This window comes from Myroides sp. C4067 (assembly GCF_038039665.1).
Taxonomy (GTDB): Bacteria; Bacteroidota; Bacteroidia; order Flavobacteriales; family Flavobacteriaceae; genus Flavobacterium; species Flavobacterium odoratimimum.
The window spans coordinates 35339-50096 of sequence record NZ_JBBPHJ010000009.1; the positions used below are offsets into that span (position 1 = coordinate 35339).

At 31.3% G+C, this 14758-nt stretch carries 21 protein-coding genes; 19 read left to right on the top strand and 2 right to left on the bottom strand.

What is annotated here, in order from left to right; genetic code table 11:
* Window positions 1-89 precede the first annotated feature (89 nt).
* The 6 genes from AABL87_RS08345 (at window position 90) to AABL87_RS08370 (ending at window position 4261) form a co-directional block, all read left to right on the top strand.
* On the top strand, window positions 90-995 hold the full coding sequence (locus tag AABL87_RS08345; protein ID WP_341277174.1) for a hypothetical protein: 906 nt from the start codon (window positions 90-92) through the stop codon (window positions 993-995).
* Window positions 976-1608, top strand: a complete 633-nt coding sequence (locus AABL87_RS08350) for an ATP-binding cassette domain-containing protein (RefSeq protein ID WP_341277175.1) — start codon at window positions 976-978, stop codon at window positions 1606-1608. The genes AABL87_RS08345 and AABL87_RS08350 overlap by 20 nt, the downstream gene beginning before the upstream one ends.
* A 30-nt stretch (window positions 1609-1638) precedes the next feature.
* Window positions 1639-2001, top strand: coding sequence for a VOC family protein (locus AABL87_RS08355; protein WP_341277201.1), 363 nt, complete (start codon window positions 1639-1641; stop codon window positions 1999-2001).
* A 115-nt stretch (window positions 2002-2116) separates the two neighbouring features.
* Entirely contained in the window at window positions 2117-2788 is a 672-nt protein-coding gene (locus AABL87_RS08360) for a DUF6304 family protein (RefSeq protein WP_016650445.1), read from the top strand.
* A 125-nt stretch (window positions 2789-2913) separates the two neighbouring features.
* Window positions 2914-3489, top strand: a complete 576-nt coding sequence (locus tag AABL87_RS08365; RefSeq protein ID WP_225581638.1) for a hypothetical protein — start codon at window positions 2914-2916, stop codon at window positions 3487-3489.
* 109 nt (window positions 3490-3598) lie between these two features.
* Window positions 3599-4261 (top strand): VOC family protein, encoded by a 663-nt coding sequence (locus tag AABL87_RS08370; RefSeq protein ID WP_016650446.1) that lies wholly within the window; start codon window positions 3599-3601, stop codon window positions 4259-4261.
* Window positions 4262-4277: 16 nt separating this feature from the next.
* On the opposite strand, the gene AABL87_RS08375 is transcribed toward AABL87_RS08370, so the two are convergent.
* On the bottom strand, window positions 4278-4622 hold the full coding sequence (locus tag AABL87_RS08375) for a winged helix-turn-helix transcriptional regulator (protein WP_016650447.1): 345 nt from the start codon (window positions 4620-4622) through the stop codon (window positions 4278-4280).
* Between the two features lie 91 nt (window positions 4623-4713).
* Between AABL87_RS08375 and AABL87_RS08380 the strand changes: the two genes are divergently transcribed.
* From AABL87_RS08380 to AABL87_RS08400, 5 genes are all read left to right on the top strand, one after another.
* Entirely contained in the window at window positions 4714-5349 is a 636-nt protein-coding gene (locus AABL87_RS08380; RefSeq protein ID WP_016650448.1) for a peroxiredoxin-like family protein, read from the top strand.
* A 99-nt stretch (window positions 5350-5448) separates the two neighbouring features.
* Complete coding sequence (locus AABL87_RS08385) at window positions 5449-6240, top strand: DNA alkylation repair protein (RefSeq protein WP_016650449.1); 792 nt, start codon at window positions 5449-5451, stop codon at window positions 6238-6240.
* 478 nt (window positions 6241-6718) lie between these two features.
* Window positions 6719-7123, top strand: a complete 405-nt coding sequence (locus AABL87_RS08390) for a hypothetical protein (protein WP_006264442.1) — start codon at window positions 6719-6721, stop codon at window positions 7121-7123.
* 95 nt (window positions 7124-7218) lie between these two features.
* Window positions 7219-8238, top strand: coding sequence for a DUF4421 family protein (locus AABL87_RS08395; RefSeq protein ID WP_286395587.1), 1020 nt, complete (start codon window positions 7219-7221; stop codon window positions 8236-8238).
* A 118-nt stretch (window positions 8239-8356) separates the two neighbouring features.
* Window positions 8357-8794, top strand: a complete 438-nt coding sequence (locus AABL87_RS08400; protein WP_073145312.1) for an acyl-CoA thioesterase — start codon at window positions 8357-8359, stop codon at window positions 8792-8794.
* Window positions 8795-8983: 189 nt separating this feature from the next.
* On the opposite strand, the gene AABL87_RS08405 is transcribed toward AABL87_RS08400, so the two are convergent.
* The gene (locus AABL87_RS08405; protein ID WP_006262012.1) at window positions 8984-9433 is read right to left on the bottom strand and encodes a hypothetical protein; all 450 of its coding nucleotides are present in this window, start codon (window positions 9431-9433) and stop codon (window positions 8984-8986) included.
* Between the two features lie 231 nt (window positions 9434-9664).
* Here AABL87_RS08405 and AABL87_RS08410 point away from each other — a divergent pair, with 231 nt between their 5' ends.
* From AABL87_RS08410 to AABL87_RS08445, 8 genes are all read left to right on the top strand, one after another.
* Window positions 9665-10696 carry a cytochrome-c peroxidase gene (locus tag AABL87_RS08410; RefSeq protein WP_341277176.1) on the top strand — a complete coding sequence of 344 codons (1032 nt, stop codon included), beginning with the start codon at window positions 9665-9667 and terminating at the stop codon, window positions 10694-10696.
* A gap of 211 nt (window positions 10697-10907) precedes the next feature.
* Window positions 10908-11681 carry a 3'-5' exonuclease gene (locus tag AABL87_RS08415; protein WP_006264439.1) on the top strand — a complete coding sequence of 258 codons (774 nt, stop codon included), beginning with the start codon at window positions 10908-10910 and terminating at the stop codon, window positions 11679-11681.
* Window positions 11682-11691: 10 nt separating this feature from the next.
* Window positions 11692-12303, top strand: coding sequence for a fumarylacetoacetate hydrolase family protein (locus AABL87_RS08420; RefSeq protein ID WP_016650451.1), 612 nt, complete (start codon window positions 11692-11694; stop codon window positions 12301-12303).
* 4 nt (window positions 12304-12307) lie between these two features.
* Complete coding sequence (locus AABL87_RS08425; protein ID WP_016650452.1) at window positions 12308-12652, top strand: hypothetical protein; 345 nt, start codon at window positions 12308-12310, stop codon at window positions 12650-12652.
* A gap of 8 nt (window positions 12653-12660) precedes the next feature.
* Window positions 12661-13905: a CinA family nicotinamide mononucleotide deamidase-related protein gene (locus AABL87_RS08430; RefSeq protein WP_341277177.1), complete on the top strand. Its 1245-nt coding sequence runs from the start codon at window positions 12661-12663 to the stop codon at window positions 13903-13905.
* Window positions 13906-13986: 81 nt separating this feature from the next.
* Complete coding sequence (rpmB, locus tag AABL87_RS08435) at window positions 13987-14223, top strand: 50S ribosomal protein L28 (protein ID WP_006260304.1); 237 nt, start codon at window positions 13987-13989, stop codon at window positions 14221-14223.
* 26 nt (window positions 14224-14249) lie between these two features.
* A complete protein-coding gene (gene rpmG / locus AABL87_RS08440) occupies window positions 14250-14432 on the top strand; it encodes a 50S ribosomal protein L33 (protein WP_006260303.1) in 183 nt (60 codons plus the stop codon).
* A 9-nt stretch (window positions 14433-14441) separates the two neighbouring features.
* A complete protein-coding gene (locus AABL87_RS08445) occupies window positions 14442-14594 on the top strand; it encodes a DUF4295 domain-containing protein (RefSeq protein ID WP_006260302.1) in 153 nt (50 codons plus the stop codon).
* Window positions 14595-14758: the final 164 nt, after the last annotated feature.

Consider the following 14758-nt stretch of genomic DNA (forward strand, 5'->3'; position numbering starts at 1 on the left):
AGTCGAAGTTAGTGCTTCGACTTTTTTGTTTTTGTTCGTAACGAATAGATAGTTTTTAATACTTATCTTGTAGTATAAATTAAAAAGATATGCTAACCCTCTTAAAATACTTAATAGAAATACGTTTTAGAAAGTATATCTCTAAAGGTGATTATACAGCTATGTCATTAATAATCGGATTATATATTGGTACAGCTGTGTTGGCATATTTTAATTATGAAGTAGTTCGTGGTCTTTTTTATTTTGTATTCCTAGATGTTATTCTATATCACTTGAGTAGAACAGATATAGAATTGTTAAAAGTATATAAACATTATCGGATAGTATTGTGGTTTGAATATCTGTTGTATAGTTTTCCTTTTTTAGTTGTGCTGATAGCGAACCAAGAGTATGTGGGAATGGGGAGTGTAGTCGTGTTATACTACCTCTTATCTTTTATCCCCAAGAAACAGTCAACTGTGGTTAAGTATCCTTTTTCATTAGTAGATCCTTTTTGGAGGATTAGTTTTAGGAAGTTTAAATTGTTATGGATATTACCTCTGGTGATCTTGTTTAGTATAATGGGAGTGAATCACAGTAATGAAAACTTGGTTATAGGGAGTTTTGTCTTGGCAGGAATCTTAACAATGATACCAACTTTTGAAAGAGAAAGGGAAACAGAGATTATGACAAGTGTGTTAAGTGGTAGAGAGTATATGGAAGAGCAGGTAAAAGGACAGATGTTTAATTCTTTACTAGTTATAATGCCTGTTTTACTATTGGTGTTAGCAATGTCTTTTGATTGGAACTATGTGTTTTGGGGAGTATTAGTTCTAGTTTTACCAATGTGTAACACGGTATTAAAGTATAGTTTTTATAAGAGTGAATTAAAACATCAATTGTTTATAGCAAGTTGTCTTATAGGAATTGGCTTGCCATTATTAGCGATGCCTTTTTTGTATAAACGAGCAATTCGTCAATTAAATCAGATAAAGAATGTTGAAAGTAAATATTAAAGAAAAGAGCTATGGTAATCATCTTGTTCTAAAAGACATTCAGTTTATTATAGATAAACCAGGTATTTATGGAGTAATGGGAAAGAATGGTGAAGGGAAGACTACTCTATTTAAATGTATGCTTGGCTTAGAAAAGTATAAAGGTACTGTTGAATTAAATGACAAGGTTATTTCTCTGCAAGAGGTAGGATGGTGCAGTGCCGAACCTGCTGTATATGATGAGTTAACAGCAGAGGAGTTTTATACTTTTTACCAACATTTAATACGACAAAAAGGACTGGGGAATCAATTGTTGTTTGACTTGCCTTCTGATAAGTTAATCAAGGAATTCTCTACAGGGATGAGGAAAAAGGTCTATCTCAATGCTGTACTTCAGAAAGAGTATAAGATGTATATACTAGACGAACCTTTTAATGGGCTAGATATAGAGGCTAATTATTATTTGATGAAGTATCTAGAGCATTTGTCTCAAGAGAGTATCGTGTTTATCTCTTCACATATAGCGGATGTGCTATACAAACATTGTCAAGCTATTTTTATGATAAAGGATAAAACTATTAAATGCTATGAGCAAGAGGAGTTTACTGAAATAGAAGAAGAATTTTTTAAATAGAAAGAAATGATAAAATATAGTTATACCATTATGTATGTGGTAGATGTAGAGACTACTGTAAAGTTTTATGAAGAGGCATTTGGGTTTGTGCGTAAGTTCATCACTCCAGAGGCTGATTATGCAGAGCTTGTGTCAGGAGATACTACGATTGCTTTTGCACAAGTAGGGTTGGCAAGTAGTAATTTGAGTAAGGGGTATCAACAGGTGAGTAAAGAGAAACCTTTTGGGATCGAGTTAGGCTTTGTTGTGGAGGATGTACCCTCAGCTATCCAAAAGGTAGAACAAGCAGGAGGCACAGTATATGAGCCTGTAACAGTAAAGCCTTGGGGACAGACGGTAGGGTATGTTTTAGATCATAATGGTTTCTTAATAGAGTTGTGTACAGCGATATAAAGTATCCAAAAGGGATAAAGTTATTTTGTGATTTTGCTATACATTTGCACTCTAATTCAGTTATTTAGAAAGTTTTTATTGTTGAAATACCAAATTAGATAAAAGAAGATTGAGGATGGTGTATCAAGGTGTTTATACTCATAAGAATAAGAGTGTTCCTATAGAAATACATTACGATGGAGAATATCTCTCTGTAGAAATAGAAGGATTACTGTTTAAAGGGAGAGAGTTTACTGATTTATGTTATCAAGGAGATTTAGAAGAAGGAATCATTCATAGTACATGGATAACTCTTGCCTCAGATCTAGATAACTGTTTGACAGATTGTCAATTTGAATTTACTGTATCTCAGTATTTATTGTCATCAGATGGGATTACAGAGCTTGCAGAATTAATGATGTGCTTTAGTCATGGTAGCTATAAAGAATCCGATAATGCAAGTTTCCATGAAGAAGTTAGGACTGAATTGACATGGAAGGAAGAGGTTTTGGTAGGGAAGAGTGGATTTGTTGAGGTAGCGTTTGACCAATTAAAGAAACAGTTGCCTCAAGGGTATTCATTTAAGAATTGTTATGGTTGTCTATATGGGGATTATAGTATTTATGGAAATAGCTCTTTTGGAACAATGATGTGCTTTAAGCATATGAAGCAAAAGTATACTGAAGTAGGTAATAAAGAAGATTATAGTGATTTATGTGTAGATGAAAGTGATCTTATCGAATGGGTACAAGAGATAAATTGTTGTGATGAGTTTGAGGTAAGAGGGAATGGTGGAGCTTATAGATAGATGAGGTGATTGAATAGAAAATAATATTACACTAATACTGCAGAATGAAAAAGGAGTAGGAGTAAAAGGGAAGAGTTGTTTATTGTAATAGGTTAAGTTAGAGGAACAAGTTTAAGTTTTTGGTAATGATGTATCTGTTGTTGATTGTTTTGATTATAGGAGGTCTAGTTTTTTATAAAAAAAACGCAGATAAGAAACGTATACCTATCAAAGAGTATACTTTAGTTTCGGAAGAATTAATTACAGTTTCTTTAAATAATGCAGAAGTAAGACAACACCGTTATCATTATGATTCTACTAAAGATAAAATTGCTTTTTTAAATAAAGACTTTAGATACAGTCTTGCTGAACAACGTGCTGGAATTGATAATATTTGGTTTCAAAAGAAACATACTACTGAGTATGACCTAAAGCAAAATAGAATAAACTATATTGAAAGTTTAGAATTAAATGAAGTACGTATACCGCTGTTGTTTGATGGTAAAGAGATGCAAGCTGTTGCTGCAATGGATATAGATCGATCTACTCTAGAGATACATTTATTTAATGAGAAAGAAGTTAAGGTATTGGCTCAGAAATACGAAACAAAATCAGGAGAAGTGAAGTATGATTGTGTTTTTGGTTTTGATTTTCTCTTAAGTGATAGCAAGTATGGAGAGATGTACTATACTACATATATGCTTTATAGTAATATAAGGTAAGTAAGAGATTCATAGTCTTTATCTATCTAGATATAAATAAATGATGAGGAATTAATATGTAAGTATGAGTCTGTTTAAGGATATTTGTTTTTATAAAAAAGAATAGAAGATGTATATAGTAAATTTAGATATAGAGACAAACCAATTAGAAGAAACAAGAGCGTTTTATACAGAGGTATTAGACTTTGATATTATTGAAGAGACGAAAGAGAGCTTTGCTGTACAAGCAGGAGAAACTATTCTTACGTTTAAAGAGGTGGATACTCCTGTCAATGTATATCACTTTGCTTTTAATATTCCTTCTAATCAGATAGAAGAAGCATTAATCTGGTCAAGAGAGCATGTTGATTTAATAGAGAATGTAGAAGGTAATTTGGTTACTCATTTTGAAGCATGGAAGGCGAAGTCTATTTATTTTACAGATAATAACGGGAATATCTTAGAGTTTATAGCAAGAGAAGATATTTTACTTTCATTGAAAGAACCTTTTGATCCTGTACAAATTACTTGTATTAGTGAGATAGGTGTAGTGGTAGAGAAACCAATAGTCGAGGCAGAGAAGTTAATTCAAGAATATAATCTAAGCTATTTTAAAAAAGCAGAACCTACAGAACAGTTCTTGGCACTGGGAGATGATCAAGGTTTGATTATTATGGTGACACCTGATCGCAATTGGTATCCTACTAATATCCCTGCTAAGTTTACCAACTCAGAAATGATCGTAGAGAATAATGAAATGATGATTTCTTTAAAGAGTAAAGATTTGTATTAATAAAATATAAAAGAGACTATTCGGTAGTCTCTTTTTCTTTTAATAAGGTCTCGCCCCAAGTATTTAGTTTCCATAAAACTTCTACTAATTGTTCTCCTAGTGGGGTAAGGAAATATTCTACTCTAGGAGGAAGTTCATTATAACTTATTTTGTACAAGACTCCGTCTTGTTCTAATTCTTTTAGTTGTTGGTTAAGTACACGACGGTCTACTTTCATGATTCCCTTTAGCATTTCGCTTGGTCGTTTATGACCTTGATTGATTTGCCAAACGATTGGAATTTTCCATTTTCCACTGATTACATTAACTGCAAATTCAAGTGGACAAATTTTTTCTTCTATTGCTCGTGCTTTTGTATTCATAAAAGTGACTTTTTTATCCCTATGGGGTAAATATATGCGGTATTGTATGATAATAAAGTGATTATCATCTTTGCAAAAATAAGATTTTAATATGAAAGAAATAAAACAAGCATTAGATACAATTACTCAAGGAATGCAATCACAAGTACCAGTGGAAATTCTAAACGCTTTTGGTAATTCTATTGCAGATTTGCAAACAAAAAGTTTTGGTACAACGTCAGAAGTAGGAATGATGTTTTCTTCTATGGAAGTGATAAATGAAAATAATCAGAAGGTTTCTATTGACAAGTTGTTTCAAGGGAAAAAGACCTTAGTGAGTTTTGTACGAGGAAATTGGTGTCCTTTTTGTAATATAGAGATGGCTCATTTAATGAGTTATTATCCAATGTTACAAGATAAAGGAGTTGAGGTGATTGTGGTATCTCCAATGAATATAGAGCAACTTAGAGAATGGAAGAGAGAACTTCAAATGCCTTTTTCGGTTGTTCAGGATGAGGACTTAACATTAGGTGAGGCATTAGATATCAAATTTGAACTGCAGGATTTCGTACAGCCTCATTATGAAATGCTTGGAATAGATCTAAAGCATCTGAATCAAACAGAAAAAGCGGAGTTAAATATACCTGCTGTCTATTTAGTAGATGAAGAGGGAAGAATTAGCTTTAGATATATGGATGTGAATTATGGTAATCGATTAGAATTGAAAGAGGTAATTAATGTTTTGTAACATTTAGACTGTATATTTATCTTTACAGTAGAGTCCTATTATTATATAGATAAAGAATAAAGCTCGTAAGAGCTTTATTTTGTTTTAAGAATGTTCATTATGGAGAATAGAAAAGGAGCAAGGTCAATTAAAGATATTCCTGAAGATGTTTTAGCGATGTTAAATAAAGGTGAGTTGTCAAGTGTGAATTTGACAGAATGGCTAGCTATTGATCAGAGGTTGTTGGTACAGCATGTATTATCAGATTTAAAAAAAGACACTTATATAGACATAGTATTAGATGCTATAGAGAGTATAAAAAAGCCAACAGTGAATTCTATTAATCAGTGTATAGGATATACTCTGTTTTGTTTAACAAAAGAAAATGAAGATGAAGAATTGTTTGAGCTACTGAAAAAGCATAAAAGTGATTTAGTACGCTGTTGGGCGACCTATTTCATAGGTTATGATGAAACATTAAGTATCAGCGAAAAGCTAGAAGAGATTAAATACTTTGCGGCGGATGCTCATTTTGGTGTTAGAGAAATTTGTTGGATGGCGGTACGTGCTGATATCACAGATAATCTAGAGGAAAGTATAATACTACTACTTGACTGGACTAGTGATAAAAATGAATACATAAGAAGGTTTGCGACAGAGTCAACTCGACCTAGAGGAGTGTGGTGTAAACATATTGACAAATTAAAAGAGGATCCTGAAATGGGACTTCCTTTATTAGAAGCTTTGAAAGGAGATACTTCTAAGTATGTGAAGGATAGTGTAGGTAATTGGTTAAATGATGCATCTAAAACAAGGCCTGATTTTGTTATAGGAATTTGTAATCAATGGGAAAACGAAAGTACTTCTAAGGATATTTTATACATCATAAAGAAAGCAACAAGAAGCTTGTAAATGAAAAAAAATATGTGTTTTTAATAAAAAATATCTTGTTTCGCGCTTTTATGAGATTTTCACAATGTCAATGATTGACGTAATGTGAATTGTTAGTGTTGTTTTTTACTTTTTTGTTGAACTGTTTTAATAGTTTTTGTTTGGATATATTTTTAATATTGAAATTTCGTTGTTTTATTAATTTCAATATTGTTTGAAATTAAGGTTATATTTATATTATATGTTTATTTTTTGTTTTTTTGATAAAAATGAGTGTTTGACTTTTTTAAAACGTATTTGTATATATTAAAAAAATACAAATAATTTGAATTGTTTAAGATATAATTGGTTTTTATATTGTTTTTTATCAAAAAAAATAGGTTATAGTGTCTCAAAGTTTCTTAAAAATGGATAGTAATTTAAAAATAATATATAATGTTGTGAGAACTAATGTTTTAGTATCTTTATCAATGAAAAGAAAATTAAATTTTGTTGTTTTATGAAAGCAGAAGTACAATTCAATGACTTCACAGGAAGTATTGCGGCTGATATATCAGATATCATCGCAGCAAAAAAAGGGAATTACATCAGTAGTATTGGGGAGTACTTTGATGTAGATCAAGAGAGATTTAAAGTTGTAGGAATATCTTTGACAGGTATTAGTGACTTTAAAGCAACTCTAATCTGTGTAGATAAAGAAAAAAGCACAGAAAGTAAAGAGCACATTGTAAAAATGACCTTAGAGTTGGATGAAGAAGGACAGAAAGAAATGTTGAATTTATTATTTAAACGTTTAAATCTTGTTCTATTTGATGCTGGTGAGAAGCATTATTCAACTTTAGAATGTGATGAAGAAATTGCATTTAACGAATATCATGTATATGACTACTATGATGTAAACTAAATCTTTTAGTCTATTAAAAACTTAATAAACCTCTAGTTGTAAGACTAGAGGTTTTTTTATTAATATTGTTTTGAGATAATTAATTGTCAGTTATAGTGAGGTATTTAATAGTATTAGTATTCTTTTCGTTGTCAATGTCTGTTGTTGCACAGGTTGATTCTACTTATGTAAGAGATCATATAAAGTCTTATGGTGTTAAGTTTGCTTTTGGTAAGGATGTATTAGCGTTAGACTATACTTTAGAAGATAAAAAAAGCACACAGACTTTTGAGTCTAATAAACCTGTGAGTATAGGGGTAGGTTTTTTATGGGGTAGTTCTTCTTTTAGTTTTAGTCATGGTTTTTCTTTTATGAGAGAAAAAGAAAAAGGGAAAACAAAAGCAACAGATTTTCAATATCATCATTATGGAGATAAATTTCTGATTGATTTATATTACAAACGAAATAAAGGATTTTATCGTTATACAGGAGATCATAAAGATGATACCCCAACAGAGGATGATATATTTCCAGATTTTAAAATTCATATGTATGGAGCCTTGTTTCAATACGTATGGAATAATGAAAAGTATTCTTTAGGTGCTGCTTACGACTTTAATAAAGTACAAGTAAAATCTGCAGGTTCTTTATTATTAGGAGGAGGGGTGTTTTATTCATCACTACGGAATATTCCGGTTTTTTCTGAAGAGTTGCAAGATTATGATAAACGTACATATCATTTTGGTCCTAATATAGGGTATGGGTATAACTGGGTACCGTATAAAAAAGTATTGGTAGCAGGCGCATTTACATTTGGTGTGAATGGAGCAATAGAAGAAAACTTATTAACGAATAAAAGAATTTTTACAGTTAATCCTTCTGTAGTAGGGCGTTTTTCTCTTGGTTATATTGGGGAAGAATGGATAATTAGTGCATCTGCTATAGCGAATGGTTTATTTCTAAATATGAAAAAGGATTATCAAACAGGACTATTGACAAGTACATTTAATCTTACTGTTATCAAACGATTTGATTTAAAGAGAGAAATCAGCTTTTTAAAAAAGGATTACAATTGGAAAGAAGCCATATTTGGAAGTAAAAGAAATGATGTGAACAATACCATAAATGAAGAATAACATCAATACACTTCTGAAATAAAAACTTTTTGCATAGAGTTTAGATATTATGAAGAAAGTAGAGTTGTGTTTTAATATGTTTTTTATATCTTGAATCTCAAACTTTAGATGAGTAAATATGGAATTTAATAGTAATGATTTTAGGTTTTACCACCCATTAGAAATAAGATGGAGTGATATGGATGCCTTAGGACACGTTAATAATGTAATCTATATAGACTATTTTCAAATCGGTAGAGGGTATTATATGAATCAGGCAAGTAAAACATGGGACTGGTTTAAGCATATGTTTGTTATTGCTAACATTTCGTGTAATTATGTTAAAGAGATTAAGCTAGATGTAAAACACCCGAGAATTGGTGTAAGGATATCAAAAATGGGAGGTAAGAGTTTTGAGATTGAATACGCTATTGTTAGTGAAGGGGAGAATAGAGATTTGATCTTGCATGCGATAGGTACGAGTACACAAGTGATGATCGATATTAAAGAGAAGAAAACAATAGAAATTCCGACTTGGTTAAGAGAGGAAGTGTCTGGCTATGAACCAAGTTTATAAATATTTAGAAAAGATAATATAGGAGCTATTTTTAATAGTATTTGATAACGGTAGTTTTTAAAATAGGTGGTAATAAACAGAGAGGAACTATTCATTGAATAGTTCCTCTCTGTTTATTAGATATTATAATAGTCTAGCTTATTTTACACTTAGTAGAAAACCTTTTGATTCCTTGAAGGCTATATAATATTAATAACGTTCATTTTTCCATAAAGCAATATCTGCTAATATACGTTGAGTATCGGCATTTACTTCTTTTAAATGATTAGAAGTATATAATGTATATCGGGCTTTGTCTAACTGTAACCTTACTTCATAATCACTAATAATTTTTACAGTAATTTGTTTAGTCTTATCTGTGAATTCCTGAAATCTAGTGTTTTCTTTATTTTCTCTTAGTGTTAAATATACAGGCTCTGTCTTTTCATTTAGTTTAGCATCTTGTTGATATACTAAAGTAGCTTCACCGTTCTCATAGGTGAAAAAGTAATTTTTAAACATAAAGGTTTTAGCGGAATAGACTACTGTTTTTTCATTCTTTAGTTTATAGGGTGAAGATACTATTGTTTCTGTGGTGTGACAACTTGTACAAATTATCGCTAAAGAGAAAGAGATAAGAAGAGAATAAATTGTTTTCATAGTATTTTATCGTTGTTGGTTATAGCCAAAATAGAGTAAATATTTAATAAAACAAAATAAATATTGTGTGATGTTTGTTTTTTGATAGTTATTTTTAAGTTTATGGTTGATTTAAGGGTTTAAAGTTGAATAAATAGTAAAACCAGAAGTAGTGGTGTAAGGTGATATATGTCATTCTTCTTCTTCTTTATACTAAGTAACTTGATATCATAAATCAAAGTAGTATTAAATATGAAAAAGCATCTAGTTTTATTGACTGTATTATTGGCATTTGTCAGTTGTAAAAAGGAACAAACAAGTAGTTCAGATCATAAAGAAGAAAACAAATCAGAATTATTAACTAAAGCCTCAGCTTATTTTCAACCTATTTCTTCTGTAGAGAATACAAATTTAGATCCAGAGAAAGTAGCCTTAGGAAAATATTTATATTTTGATACGAATCTTTCTAAAGATGGAAATATCAGCTGTAATTCATGCCATAATTTAAATACCTATGGGGTAGATAATTTAGCCTTTTCTCCTGGAGATGATGGGTCTTTAGGGGGGCGTAATTCACCTACTGTTTTTCATGCAGCTTTACATAGTATGCAATTTTGGGATGGGAGAGCAAAAGATGTTGAAGAGCAGGCTGGAGGGCCTATTCTAAATCCAGTAGAGCACAATATTAAAAATGAAAAAGAATTAGAAGATAGGTTGCGTAAAATCGATATGTATAAGGAGAAGTTTGCAGCTGTATATAAATCGGATAAAGAACCTATCACATTTAAAAATATTACTAATGCCATTGGTGCATTTGAACGTACATTAATGCCAGAGAGTAGATTTGATAAGTTCTTAGATGGAGATGTAGCTGCATTAACAGCACAAGAGCAAAAGGGATTAGAAACATTTATTTCTGTGGGATGTATTACTTGTCATAATGGAGTAGCACTAGGAGGACAGATGTTCCAGAAATTCGGAGTGTACGGTGATTATTGGCAAGAAACTAAATCTGCTAAGATTGATAATGGATTAGCTGATTTAAGTAAAAAAGATGCAGAGAAATATTTGTTTAAAGTGCCTGGATTAAGAAATATAGAACATACAGGTCCTTATTTTCACGATGGTTCTGTGGAGGATTTGAAAGAGGCTGTGCGTATTATGGCTAGTTTACAAACTAATGTAAAATTAAGTCAAGAGCAAATAGATGATATTACAGTGTTCTTAGGAAGTTTGTCTAGTGATATAGATGATGAGGTGAAGAAATCACCTTTTGAGTCATAGATTTGGTTAGATATGTTATTTTAAATGTTTTATTTAAAGGCTATTCTGTTTAAGAATAGCCTTTATTATTTGTGATAATTGTTATATATTCATGAAGATAATAAAAAGTAAATATGTCGATATTAGTTATTAATGTTAAAAAAGTTAGTATTGGTTTTTAATATGCTAAAGTTTACATTTATTATATTTGTAATTAAATAAAAATAGAATAATGGAGTTGAAATTACATAGACCAATTTGTTTCTTTGATTTAGAGACAACAGGTATAGACGTAGCAAGAGACAGAGTTGTAGAAATATCGATATTAAAAGTGTTTCCAAATGGAAATAAAGAAAGCAAGACTTGGTTAGTAAATCCAGAAAGAGCTATACCTGCACAGTCTACAGCTATACATGGTATTACTGATGAGAAGGTAGCGAATGAGCCAACGTTTAAAGAATTAGCTCCACTAGTGTACAATATGATTAAAGATTCTGACTTAGCTGGGTTTAATTCAGATCGTTTTGATATCCCACTATTAGCAGAAGAATTATTGAGAGCAGGAGTAGATTTTGAAATGGGAAATAGAGTGTCAGTAGATATCCAGACAATCTTCCATAAAAAGGAAGAGCGTACATTAAGTGCTGCTTATCGTTTTTATTGTAATGAGAATTTAGATAATGCACATTCAGCAGCGGCAGATACAAATGCGACTTATGAGATATTAAAAGCACAATTAGATAGATATGAGGACTTAGAGAATGATATGAAGTCGTTGTCTGAGTTTACTACTCGTAAGAAAAGTGTTGACTTCGCTGGGTTTATTGCATTAAATGAAGAAGGTAAAGAAATATTTACTTTTGGAAAGCACAAAGGAGCATTAGTAGACGATGTTTTGGAGAATGAGCCTGGGTACTATGGTTGGATTCAGAATGCAGATTTTCCATTGTATACTAAGAAAGTATTGACTGGTCTGAAATTGAGAAAATTAAATAATAAGTTGTAATTACATCTTTATGAAGATAGTTTGTATAGGAAGAAATTATGTAGAGCATATTGAAGAGCTAAACAATGAAAGACCTTCAGAGCCTGTATTATTTATTAAACCTGATTCTGCTTTATTAGGTAGAGAGTGTCCATTTGCTATTCCTGAGTTTTCTGATGATATTCATTATGAAGTAGAAGTAGTTGTAAAAATTACTAAAGTAGGTAAATATATAGAACCTAAGTTTGCTCATAAGTATTATGACGAGGTTACTGTAGGAATCGATTTTACAGCTAGGGATATGCAGAGTAAATTAAAAGAAAAAGGATTGCCTTGGGAGAAGGCAAAAGCTTTTGATGGGTCTGCTATGTTAGGTGAGTTTATTGATAAGCAAGAATTAGAAAATCTTTATGATACTACATTCTCGTTAATACAAAATGGAGATACAGTACAGGAAGCTAGTACTGCACAGATGATCTGGAATATAGATGAAACTATAGCAGAAGTATCTAAGTATTTTACTCTGAAGAAAGGAGATTTAATCTTCACTGGTACTCCAAAAGGAGTAGGGAAAGTAAATGAGGGAGATGTGCTAGAAGGAACTCTAGCAGGTAAAAGGTTATTCCGTTTAAATGTAAAATAAGCGTATGGCACTTCATTATGATTTAGGACCTATATTACAGACTTATAACGACGACCAAGCGTTAGTGAAAGCTGGCTTAATCGTTTTTGTTGAAGAATCTAAAGATCTGGTCAAAAAAATAAAGATAGGGATCAATGATAAGAACTATGGTGATGTAGCAGAAAGTATGAATATATTGATGCCTTCATTGGAATTTTTAGGAATGGAACAGGCTATCGAAGAGGCTTCTTTAATAGAAGAATGGGTTAAAGAAAAAGGAAAGACTAAAGCTGTCAAAGAGACCTTTAAAATCTTTAAAGAGAGAGTAAAGAAAGCTCGTAAAGAAATACAGAAAGACTTTAGTTTATAAATGATAGTATGAAAGCAAGTATAATCACTATAGGAGATGAGATTCTCATCGGTCAGATTGTAGATACTAATTCTGTGTATTTAGCAAAGGAACTCGATTTGTTAGGATTCGAAGTATCAGAAATTATAACTATTTCTGATAAAAAAGAATCAATAGAGAAGGCTATGTCTTCTCAAATGGGACAGGTGGATTTAGTTATAATGACAGGAGGATTAGGACCGACTAAGGATGATGTGACTAAAAAAGTGTTTTGTGACTTTTTTGAGGATCATCTAGTCATAGATGAGCAAGTTTTAGCTCATGTGACGACACTTATAGAGAATTACTTTAAAAAGCCTATTTCAGAGGTTAATAAACAGCAAGCTTTAGTGCCTTCTACTTCTACTGTTTTATTTAATACTGTAGGGACTGCTCCAGGTATGTTAATGCAAAAAAACAACACTACTTTTGTTTCTTTTCCAGGAGTTCCTCTTGAAATGAAAACAATATTTAGTGAGCAATTAGTTCCTTATATTAAAGATCACTTTAAGGGGGTATTTAATATCCATAAAACGATAATTACTTATGGTATCGGAGAAAGTTTACTAGCAGAATATCTTGAAGATTGGGAGAATAATTTACCGTCAGATATAAAATTAGCTTATTTACCAAGCCCTGGTAAAGTAAGATTACGTCTGTCAAGTAGAGGTTCTAATCAAGATTTCTTGTCTCAAAGCATTGAGATGCAAATTGATAGAATGCCTGAGTCTGTGAAAGCATATATTCGAGCTTATGAGGATATTGACTTTCCTGAAATTATTATAAAAGAGTTGCAAATTAGAAATAAAACTATTTCTTTTGCAGAAAGTTGTACAGGTGGACGGTTAGCTGTTATGTTTAATGCTAAACCAGGCTCTTCTGCTTACTTTAAAGGAGGAATGGTATGTTATGCAACCGAGAGTAAAGTAAATATACTAGGAGTTAATCAAGATACAATAAATAAATATACAGTAGTTAGTGAAGAAGTAGCTATGGAAATGGCTGAGCAAGCACGATTAAAATTTAATAGTGACTATGCAATTGCTACTACTGGGAATGCTGGACCATCTAAGGGAGATTCTGATGTCGAGGTAGGAACTGTATGTATAGGAATCGCAACGCCTACAGGAGTGTTTACAAAAAAATATGAATTAGGCCAACCAAGAGAAAAGGTTATAAACAGTGCTATAGCAAAGGGTTTAGAATTGATATATAATGAAATATTAAAAAAATAACCTAAAAGAATTTGTAAGATAATTTTCTTTTTCGTTACTTTGCACCCTGATTTTGAATATTGAAATAAAAGATAAGAAATAATGTCAAGAGTTTGTGAAATTACTGGTAAAAGAGCAATGGTTGGAAACAACGTTTCTCACGCGATGAATAAAACTAAGAGAAAGTTTTCTGTGAACTTAGTTAAAAAACGTTTCTACATTGCTGAAGAAGACAGATGGGTAACATTGAAATTATCAACGTCTGCATTAAAAACAATTAACAAAAAAGGTATTACTGCTGTATTGAAAGATGCAAAAGCAAAAGGATTAGTAAAATAATTCATACCATTAAAAAATAGAATACGATGGCAAAGAAAGGGAACAGAATTCAAGTAATCTTAGAATGTACTGAACACAAAGCATCTGGTTTACCAGGAACTTCAAGATACATCACGACTAAGAATAAGAAAAACACACCTGATAGATTAGAGATTAAGAAATTTAATCCTATCATGAAGAAAGTAACAGTTCACAAAGAAATTAAATAATTATTAGTCATGGCAAAGAAAACCGTAGCGACTTTAAGAACATCTTCTAAAAAGTTGACGAAAGCAATTAAAATGGTTAAATCTCCTAAAACTGGAGCTTACACATTCGTTGAAGCTGTTATGGCTCCTGACTTTGTGGATGATTTCTTAAACAAGAAGTAATTTTACCATTATAAAGATCTTGAAAAGCTGTCTATTATAGGCAGCTTTTTTTGTGTATATATTTATGATACCAAGTTTTATTTGAAAGCACCTTTTATGGATGCTTTTTTCATTTATAATAAAAAGAACAAAAGTTGTTTATTTTTTTATCCTGTGATTTGGGT